This is a genomic window from Rhodococcus sp. NPDC019647 (assembly GCF_044389235.1).
Classification (GTDB): Bacteria; Actinomycetota; Actinomycetes; order Mycobacteriales; family Mycobacteriaceae; genus Rhodococcus_F; species Rhodococcus_F oxybenzonivorans.
The window spans coordinates 20,027-34,978 of sequence record NZ_JBIRXS010000014.1; the positions used below are offsets into that span (position 1 = coordinate 20,027).

General features: G+C 65.3%; 16 protein-coding genes and 1 pseudogene. 3 read left to right on the plus strand and 14 right to left on the minus strand.

Annotation, left to right across the window (positions count from 1 at the left end; translation table 11 throughout):
- Window positions 1–75 precede the first annotated feature (75 nt).
- Window positions 76–465, plus strand: a complete 390-nt coding sequence (locus ACH49N_RS22995; RefSeq protein WP_231869155.1) for a hypothetical protein — start codon at window positions 76–78, stop codon at window positions 463–465.
- A gap of 86 nt (window positions 466–551) precedes the next feature.
- Here the strand turns inward: ACH49N_RS22995 and ACH49N_RS23000 are convergent, their stop codons facing one another.
- Entirely contained in the window at window positions 552–3,401 is a 2,850-nt protein-coding gene (locus ACH49N_RS23000) for an FAD-binding and (Fe-S)-binding domain-containing protein (RefSeq protein WP_080512631.1), read from the minus strand.
- Window positions 3,402–3,453: 52 nt separating this feature from the next.
- Here ACH49N_RS23000 and ACH49N_RS23005 point away from each other — a divergent pair, with 52 nt between their 5' ends.
- Window positions 3,454–4,185, plus strand: coding sequence for a GntR family transcriptional regulator (locus ACH49N_RS23005; RefSeq protein WP_012687255.1), 732 nt, complete (start codon window positions 3,454–3,456; stop codon window positions 4,183–4,185).
- 91 nt (window positions 4,186–4,276) lie between these two features.
- Here ACH49N_RS23005 and ACH49N_RS23010 read toward each other — a convergent pair.
- The 13 genes and pseudogenes from ACH49N_RS23010 to ACH49N_RS23070 form a co-directional block, all read right to left on the minus strand.
- A pseudogene (locus tag ACH49N_RS23010) lies at window positions 4,277–4,933 on the minus strand (integrase); the annotation flags it as partial.
- Between the two features lie 376 nt (window positions 4,934–5,309).
- The gene (locus tag ACH49N_RS23015) at window positions 5,310–5,834 is read right to left on the minus strand and encodes a hypothetical protein (RefSeq protein WP_012687250.1); all 525 of its coding nucleotides are present in this window, start codon (window positions 5,832–5,834) and stop codon (window positions 5,310–5,312) included.
- 52 nt (window positions 5,835–5,886) lie between these two features.
- Complete coding sequence (locus tag ACH49N_RS23020; RefSeq protein WP_012687249.1) at window positions 5,887–6,534, minus strand: hypothetical protein; 648 nt, start codon at window positions 6,532–6,534, stop codon at window positions 5,887–5,889.
- The gene (locus tag ACH49N_RS23025) at window positions 6,534–7,238 is read right to left on the minus strand and encodes a hypothetical protein (RefSeq protein WP_012687248.1); all 705 of its coding nucleotides are present in this window, start codon (window positions 7,236–7,238) and stop codon (window positions 6,534–6,536) included. Before ACH49N_RS23025 ends, ACH49N_RS23020 begins: the two co-directional genes overlap by 1 nt.
- Window positions 7,239–7,286: 48 nt before the next feature.
- Window positions 7,287–7,820 carry a hypothetical protein gene (locus ACH49N_RS23030; RefSeq protein WP_012687247.1) on the minus strand — a complete coding sequence of 178 codons (534 nt, stop codon included), beginning with the start codon at window positions 7,818–7,820 and terminating at the stop codon, window positions 7,287–7,289.
- 10 nt (window positions 7,821–7,830) lie between these two features.
- The gene (locus ACH49N_RS23035) at window positions 7,831–8,484 is read right to left on the minus strand and encodes a hypothetical protein (protein WP_012687246.1); all 654 of its coding nucleotides are present in this window, start codon (window positions 8,482–8,484) and stop codon (window positions 7,831–7,833) included.
- Window positions 8,481–8,936, minus strand: a complete 456-nt coding sequence (locus ACH49N_RS23040; protein WP_012687245.1) for a hypothetical protein — start codon at window positions 8,934–8,936, stop codon at window positions 8,481–8,483. Before ACH49N_RS23040 ends, ACH49N_RS23035 begins: the two co-directional genes overlap by 4 nt.
- Before the next feature lie 105 nt (window positions 8,937–9,041).
- Entirely contained in the window at window positions 9,042–9,455 is a 414-nt protein-coding gene (locus ACH49N_RS23045; protein WP_005253633.1) for an SCP2 sterol-binding domain-containing protein, read from the minus strand.
- A gap of 561 nt (window positions 9,456–10,016) precedes the next feature.
- Window positions 10,017–11,003 carry a dihydrodipicolinate synthase family protein gene (locus ACH49N_RS23050; protein WP_005570095.1) on the minus strand — a complete coding sequence of 329 codons (987 nt, stop codon included), beginning with the start codon at window positions 11,001–11,003 and terminating at the stop codon, window positions 10,017–10,019.
- Between the two features lie 221 nt (window positions 11,004–11,224).
- Window positions 11,225–12,040: a 3-(cis-5,6-dihydroxycyclohexa-1,3-dien-1-yl)propanoate dehydrogenase gene (gene hcaB / locus ACH49N_RS23055; RefSeq protein ID WP_012687243.1), complete on the minus strand. Its 816-nt coding sequence runs from the start codon at window positions 12,038–12,040 to the stop codon at window positions 11,225–11,227.
- A 5-nt stretch (window positions 12,041–12,045) separates the two neighbouring features.
- Window positions 12,046–12,318, minus strand: coding sequence for a hypothetical protein (locus tag ACH49N_RS23060; RefSeq protein ID WP_005253629.1), 273 nt, complete (start codon window positions 12,316–12,318; stop codon window positions 12,046–12,048).
- Window positions 12,319–12,331: 13 nt separating this feature from the next.
- Window positions 12,332–12,850 (minus strand): aromatic-ring-hydroxylating dioxygenase subunit beta, encoded by a 519-nt coding sequence (locus tag ACH49N_RS23065; protein WP_005253626.1) that lies wholly within the window; start codon window positions 12,848–12,850, stop codon window positions 12,332–12,334.
- A gap of 3 nt (window positions 12,851–12,853) precedes the next feature.
- Window positions 12,854–14,260, minus strand: a complete 1,407-nt coding sequence (locus ACH49N_RS23070) for a Rieske 2Fe-2S domain-containing protein (protein ID WP_005569761.1) — start codon at window positions 14,258–14,260, stop codon at window positions 12,854–12,856.
- A 252-nt stretch (window positions 14,261–14,512) separates the two neighbouring features.
- Here ACH49N_RS23070 and ACH49N_RS23075 point away from each other — a divergent pair, with 252 nt between their 5' ends.
- Window positions 14,513–14,908 (plus strand): SCP2 sterol-binding domain-containing protein, encoded by a 396-nt coding sequence (locus ACH49N_RS23075; protein ID WP_005253619.1) that lies wholly within the window; start codon window positions 14,513–14,515, stop codon window positions 14,906–14,908.
- Window positions 14,909–14,952: the final 44 nt, after the last annotated feature.

The window sequence follows — 14,952 nt, forward strand, 5'->3', positions numbered from 1 at the left end:
TGGCGTGGTCGATGCCCTGCCGGGTCGCGTCGTCGAGCGATTCGTTGGTGTCGAAACTTCTTCACCGCACGTTTGGTGGTGCGCACACCCTGGCTCTCGCCCGAGACGGTCTTCGCCTTCCTGCTCAACGCGTCCGGCGCCACCATCCTGATGGTGTACCTCATGATCGCGCTGTCGCAGATCAAGTTGCGCAGCAGCATGAGCCGTGACGAGGTCGCGCAGCTCAAGTTGAAGATGTGGTGGTTCCCGACCCTGTCCGTTCTCGCGGCCGCCGGCATCGTCGGGGTGCTGGTGTCGATGTTCTACGTCGAGTCCTCTCGCTCGCAGATCTCGCTGAGTGTCGCAGCCCTGATCCTGGCGTTGGTGGCCTACCAGATTCGGCGCCGCATCAATCCGGAAAATCCGCTCGCGCACAACATCTCCGATCCTGCTCCGCACACGATCACCGAGTCTTCTCCGGGGTAACGCACGACCGCCGGGGGCGGTGGCGAGTGAGACCGACTGTGGTCTCCGCCACCGCCCCTTTCCGTGTGTCCAGCGGTCGACGAGGGTCAGTCCCGCCGGCGCGCGGCCCCACCTTCGAGTTGCGCGGCGAGCAATTGCGCCAGGTGGTCACCGCGGCGGTCGGTCAGATCCGACAGCTGCGTCCGGCAGGAGTATCCGTCGGCGAGGATGGTGGTGTCCGCGTCCGCCCCGGCCACCGCGGGGAGCAACTGCTGCTCGGCCACGGCCACCGACACCTCGTAATGTCCCTTCTCCACACCGAAGTTACCGGCGAGACCACAGCATCCGCCCAACCGCTGCACCTGTGCACCGGCCTTCTCCAGGAGTTGCGCGTCCGGGCTCCACCCCATCACCGAATGGTGGTGGCAGTGTGGTTGTGCGACAACGGACTTGCCTTCGAGCGACGGCGGTTCCCAGCCGCGCTCCGTCAGCAGTTCCGCGAGGGTACGGGTTGCGTCGGCGACCGGTTCGGCCGCCGACCTACCGAGCAGTTCCGCGGCGTCCGAGCGCAGCACACCCGTGCAGGACGGCTCCATTCCGACGATCGGAATTCCGGCCGCGGCGCTACCGGACAGTGCGTCCACGGTGCGGCCGAGGATCTTCTTCGCCGCGGTGAGTTGCCCGGTGGAGATCCAGGTGAGTCCGCAGCACTGCTGCTTGTCGGTCAATTGCGGCCGGTAGCCGGCGGCTTCGAGCACCTGCACCGTGGCGTGCCCGACCTCGGGGGTGAAGTAGTTGGTGAACGAGTCCACGAACAGCAGCACCGGGTCACCGGTCGTGGCACGGTCGTTTTCGGTGGCCTTGAACCAGGACCGGAACGTCTGCTTCGCGAACGGTGGAATGGTGCGGCGCTTGTCCACTCCGGCCGACGACAACGCCAGCGGTCCGATGCCGGGAACGCGCATCGTGGCGTTGACCAGACCGGGCGCGTGGCTGGCGATCTTCGCCCAACGCGGAAGCCATCCCAGCGAGTAGTGCGAGGCGGGGCGGATGCGGCCCTTGTAGCTCTGGTGCAGCACTTCGGATTTGAACGCGGCCATGTCGACACCGGTCGGGCAGTCCGAGGAGCACCCCTTACAGGACAGACACAGGTCGAGGGCGTCGTGAACCTCGGGCGATCGCCAGCCACCGTCGATGTCGGTGCCGTTGATCATCTCCTGCAACACGCGCGCGCGGCCGCGGGTGGAGTCCTTCTCCTCCCGGGTCGCCTGATACGACGGGCACATCACTCCCCCGGTGGCGGTGTTGTCGGCCCGGCATTTTCCGACGCCGGTGCAGCGGTGCACCGCCTGGGTGAAATCTCCGTCGTCGTGGTGATAGGCCAGGGCCAGGTTGCGGCGCAGGAGTGGGGCTGCGGGAATGCGCAGGTCCGCGTCGACCGGGCGGGGGTCGACCACGACTCCGGGATTGAGGATGTTGTCCGGGTCGAAGACGTGCTTGACGGCAGCAAAGAGTTTCATCGCGTCGGGTGAGTACATCAGCGGCAATAGTTCGCTGCGGGCGCGGCCGTCCCCGTGCTCACCGGACAGGGATCCGCCGTAGCCGGCGACGAGTGTGCTCGCCGCGACCAGGAAGTCCCGGAAGATGCGGTCCCCGCCGGGCTTGTCGAGCGGCCAATCGATGCGCACGTGCATGCATCCGTCACCGAAGTGCCCGTACGGCAGGCCGGTAACGCCGTACTCGTCCATCAGGGCGTCGAAGTCGCGTAGATAGTCGCCCAGCATGGCCGGTGGCACGGCCGCGTCCTCCCATCCTGCGTGTGCGGGAAGGCCGGCAGGACTGCGGCCGGCGAGTCCGGCGCCATCGGCGCGAATCCGCCACAGCTGGGCCGTGCGGCCCTCGTCGGTGACGACGAGGCTGTCCACGGCTCCGCAGTCCCGTCCGACCTGCTGGGCCCTGGCGATCGTCTCGTCGAGGTCGTCGCCGACGACCTCGACGAACAACCAGGCCGCCCCCGCAGGCAACGGCGGAACCGCATCCGGACCGCGGCGCTCGCGCACCACGTCGACGATCCGGGAATCGATACCCTCGCAGGCGGTCGGATCGAACTTCAGCACCAGCGGGGTCGCGTCACCCGCCGACGCGATGTCGGCGTACCCCAGCACGACCAGGACGCGGTGGGCGGGCTCGGACACCAAGCGGACCGTCGCGCGGGTTGCCACCGCGAGGGTGCCCTCCGTGCCGACCAGCATGCGGGTCACGTCGAACCGATTTTCCGGCAACAGGTGTTCCAGGGCGTATCCGGACACCTGACGGCCGAATTGCCCGAGCTCGGTGCGGATGGTCGCCAAACCGGCGCGGGTGACCTGCTGTAGTGCACTCAGCGCCGGGGAGGCCGTCACCTCACCGGCCGAACCCAGTTGCAACGACTCCCCGGTCCCGGTCAGAACGTGCAAGCCCTTCACGTTGTCCGAGGTCCGGCCGTATCCGAGCGTGCGCGAACCGCAGGCATTGTTTCCGATCATGCCGCCGATGGTGCATCGAGTGAACGTCGATGGGTCGGGCCCGAATCGTAGGCCCTGCGGTGCGACGGCCTGCTGCAGCACCGTCTGAATCGTGCCCGGCTCGACGGTGGCGGTCTGTGCGTCCCTGTCGATCGACAGCACCCGGTTCATGTGCCGGCTGAAGTCGAGAATCAGTCCGGTCCCGACAGCGTTACCTGCAACGGAGGTGCCGCCACCGCGAGAGGTCAGCGGCACGCCCTCTCGGCGGCACACCGCGAGGGCGGCCGCCACCTCGTCGGCATGGCGCGGCCGCGCGACGACCAGCGGTCGCACCCGGTACAGGGACGCATCGGACGAATAGGCAGCGCGGGTGGTGCCGTCGGAGAGAACGTCGCTCACTCCCGAACTGCGCAGCTCAGCGGCCAGTGATTCAGCGGAGATCATTCGTAGCATGCTACATGCACCTAGCATGCTACGAACAGCCCCGTGTTGTTACAGTGATCGGGTGGCAGACGAAGCGCTCGAACTCGAACCGCTCACCCCGTTCGCGGGACGACGGATGGAGCAGGCGATCGCGGCGGTGCGGGCGGCCATCGACGACGGCCGCATGAAACCGGGAGTGAAGTACTCGGTCTACCAACTCGCCGAGGGTCTGGGGATCTCCCGAACCCCGGTGCGGGACGCTTTGCTGCGCCTGGAAGAAGTGGGAGTCATCAAGTTCGAAGCACGCCAGGGCTTCCGCATTCTTCTCCCCCAGCCGAAGGAGATCGCGGAGATCTTCGCAGTCCGGTTGGCCCTGGAACTACCCGCGGTCCGCAAGGCCGCAGCCGTGGCCGACCCCACGCTCTCGGACGCACTGCAGCGGCAACGACGCCTGATGCAGGACGCCGCCGCCGGCGGCGACGAACACGAGTTCGCCCATCATGATCTCGGGCTTCACGACCTGATTCTCGACGCCGCCGACAACGCCCGAGCCCGCGCGATCGTCAAGACCCTTCGCGAGACCACCCGGCTACTCGGGGCCAACACCGCCGACAAGACCAGAACACTCACCGACATCGACAACGAGCACGCGCCCATCATCGACGCGATCATCGCCGGCAATCCAGTCGAGGCAGAGGCGGCCATGCGGGCACATCTGGAGAACACAGGAAGACTGCTGGTGACACAATCTATCCGCAGCGTTGACGACCCGAGCCTGTCCACGGAGGAGATCTGGGCTACCGTCAATTCCTGACGGTAGCCGTCCCCAGACGGGGCGTACCGTCCCGCGACCACCAGACTGTTACCCGCCGGTGCTTGCGGGTAACAGTCCGTGCTCATCGGCGTCAGAGTCCGATCTCAGTGACGGCGTTGCCGATCAGCGGGGCGTTCTCCCGCGCGTAGATCTCCACGGTCGCCGGATGTGCCCGGTCTGGCGCATGATCGCGTGCGCGTCGGCGCCGTTGCGGAAGGCCTGGGTGACGAACCCGGCCCGCAGCGAGTGCCCACCGAGTTGGGCGACGATGTTCTCGTCGTACCCGGCCAGGGCGGCGCGGCGGCGGATTGCCGCATGCACCGACGCCCGGACAGGGCGGTGCCCCCGAGGTTGCCGTTCTTGCGGATCGACCGGAACAACGGCGACCGGGCCCTCATCCGCGGCAGCGCGCCGCGGCAGACTTGGTTGTCGAACGGCGGTGCGGCGCAGCATCCGGATCACCCCGGGACGGTTGGCGGTGTCGAAGGCGGCCACGACCTGCGCCCACCGGAAGTGTGGGCACGGTGTGCCACTGGGGCGAGGTGGTGAACGGCAGCGCCTTGACCGATCCGGCGCCCTCCTGGTCGGTCTTCGATTGGCGCAGGCGGATGTGGATACCGTCTAGCCGGTGCACGCTGACGTCGCCGCAGTTCAGGGCGACGAGTTCGCTGCGCCAGAAGGCGCCGGTGAACCCCATCAAAATCAGGGCACTCTCACGCCGCTCGTACACCTCGGCCGCCCAGCCAGTGTCTTCCGCCCAGTCCTTCAGCTCCCCAGGCGGTCCGGCGGGAAACCGCTATGTCCAATTGAGTGCGGCCGACTCTTTAGCTTTAGCAAGGCAAAGACACAATCGACCAACTACGCGAATGGAATCGCAGGTTGCTCATCTCGCCGACACTCCCGGCACACAGTCGCGAGCACGATCGAGTTCTGTGAAGTCGTAGAAGGTCGACGCTGAGAGTTCTTGTTCGGCCCAGGCAGACATAGGTTGTGAGCGTATTGATTCGAGGATGCGCTCCTGCGCGACGAGCACGGGAGAGGGGCGCACATTCGCTTCACCGTGGATGCCTACCGTAGAAGCCGGGGAGCGCGACCGCTCGGACTGCGTATCGGATCGTCGGACCTCAGTTTCCTACTTTCGGCAGGGTGAGCGCGATGCGCAGTTTCGAGTCGATCGTCTGGCTGAGGGCGAGTGATCGGTCGAGCAACGGGCCCAAGGCTTGAACCTTCGTATCGGCCGCGGACAGGGTGTTCACGATGTCCGCGGCCGGGGCGGCCGCCGCGTTCGCCTGATCGGTTGCGGACTGGCCGGCATCGATGATCCCGCCGAGCGGGGCGTCCGCGGACTTCAAGGCGTCCCCCAGAGACTGCAAGTGATCACCGAGCGAACCCAGAGTCCGGTCGGCTCTGGCGAGGGAGTCGAGTACCCCCACCACCTGGGGTAGACCCTCGTGGAGGGCCTGATCAGCGGGGGGCAACTGCTGCGCACCGTCCAGTGCCTGGTCGGTTGTACTGTCGACGATCTTCGCTTGTGCCACTCCCTCTTTGAAGATGTCGTTCGAGATACTCAGATCGCGCGTCACGATCAGGATGCCAGCGAGAACCGCAATGGTAAAGGACAGGGCGATCGCCCAGGAGAGCCGAAACATCAAGTTCTGCCTTTCACTCGCTCAGTGGTCGGCCACAAGCCGGTGCGGGCGGTCATGAGGGCGGTGCGGGTGCGACACCGAGGGCGGGGAGGTTCAGGTCATTGACCGGGGGGCCGATTACCGCGAGGAGGGGGCCGAACTCCTGCACGTGTGCGGCCTCTTCCCGAACGATTGCGAGGGTCGCAGAGATGGCGGAGGCTTTCGGGCCGAGCGCACCGAGGGATCCCTGGACGGTGGTCAATCCGTGGTTGATCGCCTCCAGCTGGGTGGTAACCGATCCCACCGCAGTGGACAATCCGGCCACCGTCGGGCTCGCGGTGTCGGCACGACCGGTCACCTTCACGATGAGGTCGGGCAGCGGCGCCGCGATCTCGCTGACGGTACTGGTGGAGGCGTTCAGTGTCTTGGCTTGACCGGAGAGTTCGCTGGCCTTGTCGGTGAGTCCTTCGAGATCGTTCGCGAGCGGCGTCAAGGTCTGGATGTCGGAGGCCAGACGCGCGTGCTTGGGGACGAGAATCGCGGTCAGGGTGTCGAATTGGCCTGCGGAATCGATCAGCTCGAGACTGAGTTTCGACGGCCGCCCCAGCGGATCGCTCACATCACGCAGCGCGGGAAAGAACCCGTTGAGGGCGCACAGAACCACCGCCGACCCCGCACCCAGCACGAGTACGATCGCGGTCCACAACTTTCTGGTGATCATCAGTTCCCTCCGGGGGCAGGAATGAAGGCGTCGGTGGCGGGAACGAGCGCGAGCTTGTTCGTCGTGCGGGTGAGTTCCGCGTTGAGCTGGTTCACCAGGTCGAGTGCCTGGGTGAGTTCGTTGTCGACGCCGGTCACGGTCGTGTTCGCGCCTGCCGATATCTGATGCAGGGATGCCGCCGAGCCCTGCAATGTGGTGGCGACCCCCTCGAGTTGGCCGGCGATCTGTGTGTCACCTTGGCCGGCGGCGAGCAACGTGCGCGCGTTCGGCAGGAGGGCGTCGAGGTGGTCGACGTCGGTCGCGGTCGCGGTGTTGAGCTGGGTCAAGACTCCTGTCAGTTCGTCGAGTTGTTTGCGGGCGGTGGCGGGCGCGGTCAGGTCCGCGCGTTGGGCGAAGAAGTCGTTGGTGAGGCGGAAGTTGTCCACGACGGTGCGCGCGCTGTGTTGCACCTGCAGCCCCTTGTGGATGGAGGCCACCACCAGTGCGAACAGGACGACGGCGATGACCGCGGCGAGGCGGCCCAGCCACTCGATTGCCACCGAGAACCCGGTCGCGTCGGGGATCGCGGGCACCAGCACATCCGGCCGATGCGGCTTGGTGCCTTTCCGGTAGGGCAGCGCCGCCGCGGGCACATCGAATCGCTGATATTTGGTCACACCTCGGGGTGGGAGAACGTCGGGAGGTAGATCGTTGCGCTGCTGCATATCACGTCCAGTGGAAGTAGTGTCGGATCGTCGACGGTGAAAGGGTGCTCAGCCGGGAAGTGGAAGCATCTGGTTGATCGTTTTCGCCGCCTCGACCGAGACCCTCAGGTCGCTCACCAGCCCCTGCACGATCACCAGCAGCTGGTTGCCTTGCTCCCCGAACGCTTCCGCGGAGGACACCAACGGGAGCACGGTGTTCTGGACCTCGCCGAGGATGGACTGGATGTTGGTGAGCTGGTCGTTGGTCATCTGTGCGCCCGCGGTGCTGCTGGCCAGCATCGCCGCCGCCGGGGCGATCGCCTCATCCAACTTCGTCAGCAGTGGACCGAGCGCGGAGGTGGCATCGAGCGCGGTCTGTGCCGTGTGGGTGAGCTCGGTCAGTTGCCGGAGTTGGCCGGTCACTTTGTCGTTGACGTCGACGATGTCCTGAGAAGCGGCGATGCTCGTCACGTTGGCGCGCTGCTGATTGTCGAGGCGGGTGTTGAGGTTGAACACCACGAACGTGAGCAGACCGAGTACACCGACCGCCACGATCGCCAGAACCATCCGGGCGGGACCGCCGCGGCGTCCGAAGAAAATCACAGAACTTCTCCTATTTTCCTGACAGGTCGTTCGCGGACTCCTCCGCGGAGACCCGGGCGTTGTGCACCTTCGCCGCCGTCGAACGGGCGTCGTCGAGGATGACCCCCAACGTGGCGCTGTCGGCCGCGAGGGCCGCGGTGGCGCCGTCGACGGGAGGCTGCAACGAGTTGATGTGCGTGGTCAGAGTGTCGAGGGAGGCAATGAGGTCGGTCACGTTCGCGCCGGCCTGATCGAGCGTCGCCTGCACATCGCCGCTGATCTGACCGGTCAAGGTATGGAGCTCGGCGGTGACGGTCGCATCGGTGACGAGAACACTCGCGAGCGCGGTCTTCATCTTCTCCAGCGACGCGAACGCGGACAGGGTCACCTTCTCGTGCTCGACGATCTTGTCCAGCGCCGGGTTGTAGTTCCCGGCGGAAACCACCGCCTGGTCCAGGCGGTAGGGGGTGGCGGTCAGGTTGTAGATCCGCGGGCCCAGGTAGAACACCGAGACCGGGATCAGGGCGAGCAGGAGCAACCCCCTGGCGATGTTCGTGGCCTTCGACGCCCGAGGCGGTTCCCCGCCCTGCACGACGTCGTCGTCCGCATAGGGCAATTCGAACTGCATCGCCGGGTCCTCGGAGGCGTGACTGGCCGGGCGGCTGCGGCCCGAGAGCGAGGTCATGGTTCGATCACCGAGACCAACGCGATGGTGCGCAGCGCGGTCACGGTGTGGGTGAGTAGACCCTTCACGACCAGCTTGTGCTTCACGATTTCCCCGAGCACCGTCATGCCCCGGCCGGTGAAGAAACCCACCGGGATCAGCCCGCCGGCCTTCATCGGCAACTGTGACACATCCAGGATCTGATCGACGGTGGCGATGACGGTCACGGCTGGTTTCCCGACGACGTCGTTGTAGACGACCGCCTCGTCGGTGCCGAACACGATTGTGCAGGCGCTGTCGGTGTCCGTGCTGATAATGGAGACCGGTCGAGCGATCTTGCGTGCGAACTTGATTCGCGACGGAAAGTTCTCGAGGTTCTGCCCGAGCAACATCCCGACGATGTTGGCGACGCCATTCGCGTCCTCACCATCGAACAAACTGACGGGGTACGCGCCGGATTCAACAGTAGTCATGGAGTGGGCCTTTCAGACAGGGTGACGGCGTTTCGTGCGGTCCTGCACGGACGACTCACCCGGATGAGGGGTCGGGCGCGTGCCCCGTGCGAGAGTTTCGTGGGATCAGACGTCCCAGTCGGTGGGGACCTGACCCCAGGTAAGCAGGAAGTTGTTGAGTGCTCCCGCGTTCTCGATCGCCGCGGACATCGGGCCCTTGGCGAACTTGATCTGCCCCTTCATCAGCAGCTTTCCGCCTTCTTCCTTACCCGCGGCGGCGGCCTGCCAGGTCTCGAGGCTGCCGTTGATGATCAGCCACAGCTCACTCTCGTCGAACGTCCGCGGCGTAAACGAGACGACCTTGCCCTCTTTGAATTCGAGATGGCAGGCGACATCGTCCCGGCCGATGACGCCGAATTCCAACTTGTTGGTGAACGTGTCAGGATCCTTGAAACCCTCGTACACCGCATCGTTGGCATTGACCGCGTCGAGTGCTGCGTCACACCACTCCTGTGAGAAGAGCTTCAGCTTGTCGGTCATCGATCCAATCTCCTTGTCCTTGATGGCCAGCGCGGCAATTACGCTGGTCGTGCTGCGCGGATTGTGCGGACCTGCCGTGCCGCCGAAGGGGACACGGCGCCTCCCTGGACCCACCGTTCAATCACCCTGAGACCGTTCATACCAGCGAAGGCATCACGGCCTCGCGCCTCTCCGTCCAGCTTGAGCATCGCCGACCAATTGTCGCGATCCAGGCAGTGGTCGGCGTACTGGGTCGTGCTGTTCGAACTCGGAAGGTCTATCTCTCAATCGAGATGGACACAGGGCCCTCCTGCTGTTCGCTCGCAGCCATGGCCACCCATCTCGTAGTGGCCAGCGCGACCGCGATATTCGTGAGCATGCGTTGGATCGTCTCCGTGGGACGCCGGGGCGTCAGCAGTCTGGCGCATGCGATCGCAGCATGAAGGATGAGTACGGGCATCTATCGAACCTTCCAGGCTTTCGGCGAGGTCCCGAGTCGAGGCATCGGTTACGTCGCGAACGCGGTATCTGCTGGGGGAAACTGGACCAGGCGTACCATTAAAGAACTTCTAGCACGGGCCGCTAGTTCGTGGTGGTGATTTCGTCGACGAGATGGCGCCACCGACGTCCGTTTTCGCGCGCGCCCTCGGCATAGGCCTCGGGTGCTGTCAGAAATGGGGGACGGGCGGGCCCGGCGTTGATGTAGCCAGCCTCGTCGAAGCGGAGCTTCTCCAGGGTGACGTTGTACTTGGAGAACTCGGGGAAGTTGGTACGGGCGAGGAACGGCTCGTAGGTCCAGTCGATGCGATGGGTCAGATGTCGCGCCGCATCGAGGTTTCCGGATGCGAGTGCGTCCCGGAGGGCGAGCACGGGCTCCGGGCCGCACAGCGCGCTGCTGCTCCAACAGCCAAGCGCCTCGTCCGGGTAGAGGGTGCGGGTCGCCAGCCAGTCGCTTTCGAGCGGCAGCAGCCGCATCTTGCCGTCGACCGCGGCGATGTCCACCGCGAACTTCGGGGTGAGCGCAATGTATTTCGCGCCGATGACCTGGGGCAGCGTGGCGAGCTCGGCGTAGACCGGTGATGGGATCGGGCCTTTGAATGCTTCAGGGTTGTCGTAGAGCACGATCGCCATGTCGGGGAACGTGTCGGCGATATCGCGGTAGAAGGCGGCCATCGTGTCGGCGCCGAGTCCGCCCCACATCGGACGACCGAGGAACACCCCCTGGATCCCGAGATCTTCCAGGAAGCGGATCCGGTCGACGGTGTCACGGGTGTTCAGTGTGGTCGCCCCGATGAACAGCGGCAGGTCGGGGGCGACCTCGGACACGACTTCGGACACGCGCCGTGTGAATGCCTGCCACTCGGTGAGGGTCAGGGTTGCCATCTCGCCGAGCGTGCCGTTGGTGATGATGCCGTCGACGCCGTCGGCGATCAGCCGCCGGATCATCCGGTCCGTCTCCTCGAGGTCGACCGTGTCGCGCCCGGCGAGCTCCCCCGCGCCGGGGAGCGCCGGGGTCGGCGTGACCGCGACGACGCCGCGCAGGTCATTGACTCCGAATTTCTGTGCCATGCCATCTCCGATGTGAAGGTGTCGTTTCCAATGTCGTCGTTGACGTCCTAACGGTTCGGGAAGCGCCCCCTCCACGGTGGCCGCTGAAGGTCAGGAACGGTCGGGCTGGGCAGGAATGATCGCAGCGGACACCAGCCCGACGGCGGGGACCGTCGCCGTGCTGGTGGACGCCCGAACCCGTCACGGCGCGTGGGAGGAGTGGCCCGCCCACGCGCCGACCCTCACTGCGCGAGACCCGCCATCCGCGTCATACCGCGGACCCCGAGACCGCCGTCGCTGTTGATGATGGTGCCGGTCACCGCCGAGGTCCGCTCCCGCGAGGCGAGAAGCGCGTATGCCCATGAGTGATCCTCAGGCTGGGCGACGATGCCCAGCGGATTGATGCCCTCGATCAAACCCTCGATGTCCGGCACGTCCTTGAGACGTTGGCCCTCGTTGGCCAGAGCGGGGATGCCGCGCAGCTCGGTGATGGTGCCGCCTGGTGCCACGCCGTTGACGCGCACCTTCGGCGCCAGCTCGTACGCGAGCTCGGTCACGAGGCCGCGTACGGCGAACTTCGACGACACATACAGCGGGCCGCCGCCACCGGGGTAGAACGCAGCGTTGGAGAGGGTGAGGATGATGTCGCCCTCGTTCTCGATCAGCTCGTCGAGCGCCGCCTTCACGCTGAGCAGGTTGCTCTTGACGTTGACGCCGAAGAGTTGATCGAACGCCTCGCTGATCTTGTCCTTGGGCAGTTGCGGAATCTCGGTGAAGTAGTCGAATACGCCGACCACGCAGACGAGCGTGGTGAGCGGCCCGAACGCGTCCACGACGTCGGCGACGGCGCGTTCGTTGTCGGCCATCGACGTGGCGTCGCCTTCCGTCACCACGACGGAGTCGGCGGGCAGTGCGTTGCGCAGGTCCTTCACCTTCTCCGGGGAGATCTCGAGGATCCCCACTTTTGCGCCCTGTTGCACGTAGAGCTCGACCACAGCGCGGCCGATACCCGATCCGCCGCCGGTGACGAGCGCCACCTTGCCGTCCAGGAATCCCAAGGGAATCAGTCCTTTCTGAATAGAGCCGACAGGGGGCTCGCTTTGAGTTCCGAGCCCGGTCCGTAGGGCGTGTCGAGCAGCGCCGAGTACATGTCCGGCGTCTGCCAGGTGAGGCTCTCGAGTTGCAGCGGATCCAGATGGGTCTGGAATCCGAGGCGCGGCGAGGTGATGACGAGGCGCTCACCACTGCCGGTGCGGGTGTAGCCGACCTGGATCACCGTGAACTCGTTGGCGATCTGGATTATCGGTTCTCCGCGGTCGTTGTGGATGATGCTCATGTAGGCTCCTCCGTCACATGATCAGGGCGAGGTTGTGTGTCATTATCGTGGTCTGATCAAGCAGCACAACACGTTTGGCGAGACGGAAGCCGTCGCCCGCGCGCCGGAGCACGTCCTTACGTTCGCCCGAGAGGACGTCGTAGGTAGCAACGTCACCGCGGGTGCGGTAGAGCAGCAGGTTCGAGGTAACCTCGAACTCGTCCTCGCTATCGCCTGGCGCGACTTGAACGTTGGTGACGAAGTGCCGTGAGCGCGACGGCGGGTCCTCTGCCCACGCGTACTCGGTCTCGAGGCGCAGCACGCGCATCTCCATCGAGTCCGCGTCGTCGTCCATGTGGGTCATTCCCTCGACGACGTCGGTCACGGCCTCACGCTCCCGGGTGACCCTCAGGGGCACAATGTAGCTCAGGTCCTCGGCGACGAGGTCCAGCCATTCCCGGTACCTACCGGCGTCGAGCAGCCCGGCCTCCATGTAGAGCCAGTCGGTGATCTCACGGACGGTGGTGGCCGAGATCTGTGTCTGCGTACTCATGGCCTACGCCTCCGCTTTCGCTGGGGTCTTGGGGGCGGCCGGCGCCGACGTCTCCACCTTGCCGTTGCCGTTGCTGTTGCCGGCGTGCAGCGGTGTGTCCGCGAGCATGAGCTGCATCCAGTATTCGAGGAAGTTGCGCTGGTTGGCCTCGGCGTAGTCCAGCGGGTAGGCCTCCCCGGGTCCGGGCCAGTTCGGGTCGGGCTCGAGAACGCCGCGCCCCATCTGGTAGTTGAGCTCCCCTGTCTTGGCGAACTGACCACCCAGAACACGGGTGATACTGCGCCAGTTCTCGGCGTCGTCCTGTTCGAAGGCGCCGGAGATCCCGAAGGTGCGCAGGTAGGCCTTGTAGCTCTCGTCCTTGAACCAGTCGGGCGCCTCCTTTTCGACGAGGAAGAACGACATCACCTCCATCTTGTCCGGTCCGAGCGGGTGCCAGAGGCGCAGCGTCAGGAACGGCGTCGGTGGGGAGAGGTGGTCCTTGGCCATCAGGAAGTTGCCGATCGACAGATTCGGGAACACGGTGCCATGGATGAAGGCATTGGGCCGGAAGATCTCGACCTGCTCCGGCGTGAGCCGACGCCCCAACTCCTCGACGATGTTCTCCGGCATGCCCATGAACTCCGGCAGCGGCATACCCGGCGGCGGACCGATGATGCCCAGGCCGTGACCGTGCTCGGTGTGGACGTGCTCTCCGTAGAGCGCGAACTGCGGGTCGGGCGGGGCGAGCCCCAGCTCGACCATCGAGCGGTGGGTCATCATGGTGTGGTAGGCGTCGCCGACGAAGTTGTCTGCGCCGAGCTTCCAGTTCGCGTCGACCACCCACCGCTGCGGGGCGCCGACGACCTGCAACCCGGCGTCACTGCGGTCCAGAACAATATCGAGGTAGAACTTCATATCGCCGAGGTAGTCCTCCAGCGAATCGGCGTTCGGGTCCAGCGAGCCGAAGATCAGGCCCTTGTAGGTGGCCAGGTTCGGCATCGGCCGCAGGTTCCAGTCGGACTTCTTCAGCTGATTGCCGTACGCGTCCTTGCCGGCCGGCACGCCGACCAAACTTCCCGTGTTGCTGTAGGTCCAGCCGTGGTACGGGCACCGGAAGTGTGAGGCGTTCCCCATCTCCGCGCGGCACACCTGCATACCGCGGTGGCGGCAAGCGTTGAGGTGCCCGCGGATTTCGCCGTCCTCGTCGCGGCAGACGATGAACTGATCCTCGGAGATGTACCGCACGACGTAATCACCGCGCTCGGGGATCTCACTCTCATGCGCGAGAAAGACCCACGCGTGACCGAAGACCCGCTCGCGCTCGACGTCGTGCACCTCGGGATCGTTGATGATCGAGGCGGGGACGGTCCAGTCGGACTTCACGTCGTGCAAACCCTTCTGGAGGGTCTGCCGGAGTTCGTTGCTCAGCATGCTTTCGGCTTTCTCGAGTCAGACATTCTCTTTCTCCTTCTGGAAGTGCGGGCCTACGAACCCTGAAAGTGCGGGCCATCGAACCCTGAAAGTGTGGTCCTACGAAGCGAATTCGATCCCGCGCAAAGCCAGCTACTTGACTGACGTTCTACCATGTTAGTATCTTTGCTCACATCGGTCAACGTATTTTTGTGTCGTAGGTCACCGACGACCGGATTGTGTGTCGTGGGCCACCAACAAGGAGAGCGCAACATGACAACACCCGTCCTTTCCCCCGAGTGGATGCAGACATACGGCGAGCTGTGGAACAACACCGAGGCGACACGCCAGGGACTCAAGAAACTGAGCATGGTCATCGAGTACCGACTCGCCGAGGACGAGAGCCGCGCAGGTCAGATCCAGGTGGTCCTCGGCGAGGTCGTCCGGGCGGGCGCCCCGGCTGACGGCGTCAAGCCCGAGTTCGTGCTGACAGCCAATACGGACACCTGGCAGCGCCTCGGCCTGGGCGAACTCCCGGCAGCCAAGGCGATGGTCACCCGCAAGGTCAAGTTCCGCGGCCCCATGTCGGTCGCTATGGCGAACCTTCCATCCCTGGAAGCAGCGATGAAGATGATGGGCCAGATCGACGGCACCGACTGGTCGGTGTAACCGGAAAGCCCTCGCGCACGACGGTGAAATGTCCGCCCTGCATC

Coding starts and splice junctions, on each gene's coding strand:
- ACH49N_RS23060 (WP_005253629.1), bottom strand. CDS start 12,318: ATGAGCATCATCCACAACGACCGCGGAGAACCGATAATCCAGATCGCC.
- ACH49N_RS23065 (WP_005253626.1), bottom strand. CDS start 12,850: ATGAGTACGCAGACACAGATCTCGGCCACCACCGTCCGTGAGATCACC.
- ACH49N_RS23050 (WP_005570095.1), bottom strand. CDS start 11,003: ATGGCACAGAAATTCGGAGTCAATGACCTGCGCGGCGTCGTCGCGGTC.
- ACH49N_RS23045 (WP_005253633.1), bottom strand. CDS start 9,455: ATGACCGACAAGCTGAAGCTCTTCTCACAGGAGTGGTGTGACGCAGCA.
- ACH49N_RS23070 (WP_005569761.1), bottom strand. CDS start 14,260: ATGCTGAGCAACGAACTCCGGCAGACCCTCCAGAAGGGTTTGCACGAC.
- ACH49N_RS23000 (WP_080512631.1), bottom strand. CDS start 3,401: ATGCTACGAATGATCTCCGCTGAATCACTGGCCGCTGAGCTGCGCAGT.
- ACH49N_RS23020 (WP_012687249.1), bottom strand. CDS start 6,534: ATGATCACCAGAAAGTTGTGGACCGCGATCGTACTCGTGCTGGGTGCG.
- ACH49N_RS23015 (WP_012687250.1), bottom strand. CDS start 5,834: ATGTTTCGGCTCTCCTGGGCGATCGCCCTGTCCTTTACCATTGCGGTT.
- ACH49N_RS23075 (WP_005253619.1), top strand. CDS start 14,513: ATGACAACACCCGTCCTTTCCCCCGAGTGGATGCAGACATACGGCGAG.
- ACH49N_RS23035 (WP_012687246.1), bottom strand. CDS start 8,484: ATGACCTCGCTCTCGGGCCGCAGCCGCCCGGCCAGTCACGCCTCCGAG.
- ACH49N_RS23040 (WP_012687245.1), bottom strand. CDS start 8,936: ATGACTACTGTTGAATCCGGCGCGTACCCCGTCAGTTTGTTCGATGGT.
- ACH49N_RS23025 (WP_012687248.1), bottom strand. CDS start 7,238: ATGCAGCAGCGCAACGATCTACCTCCCGACGTTCTCCCACCCCGAGGT.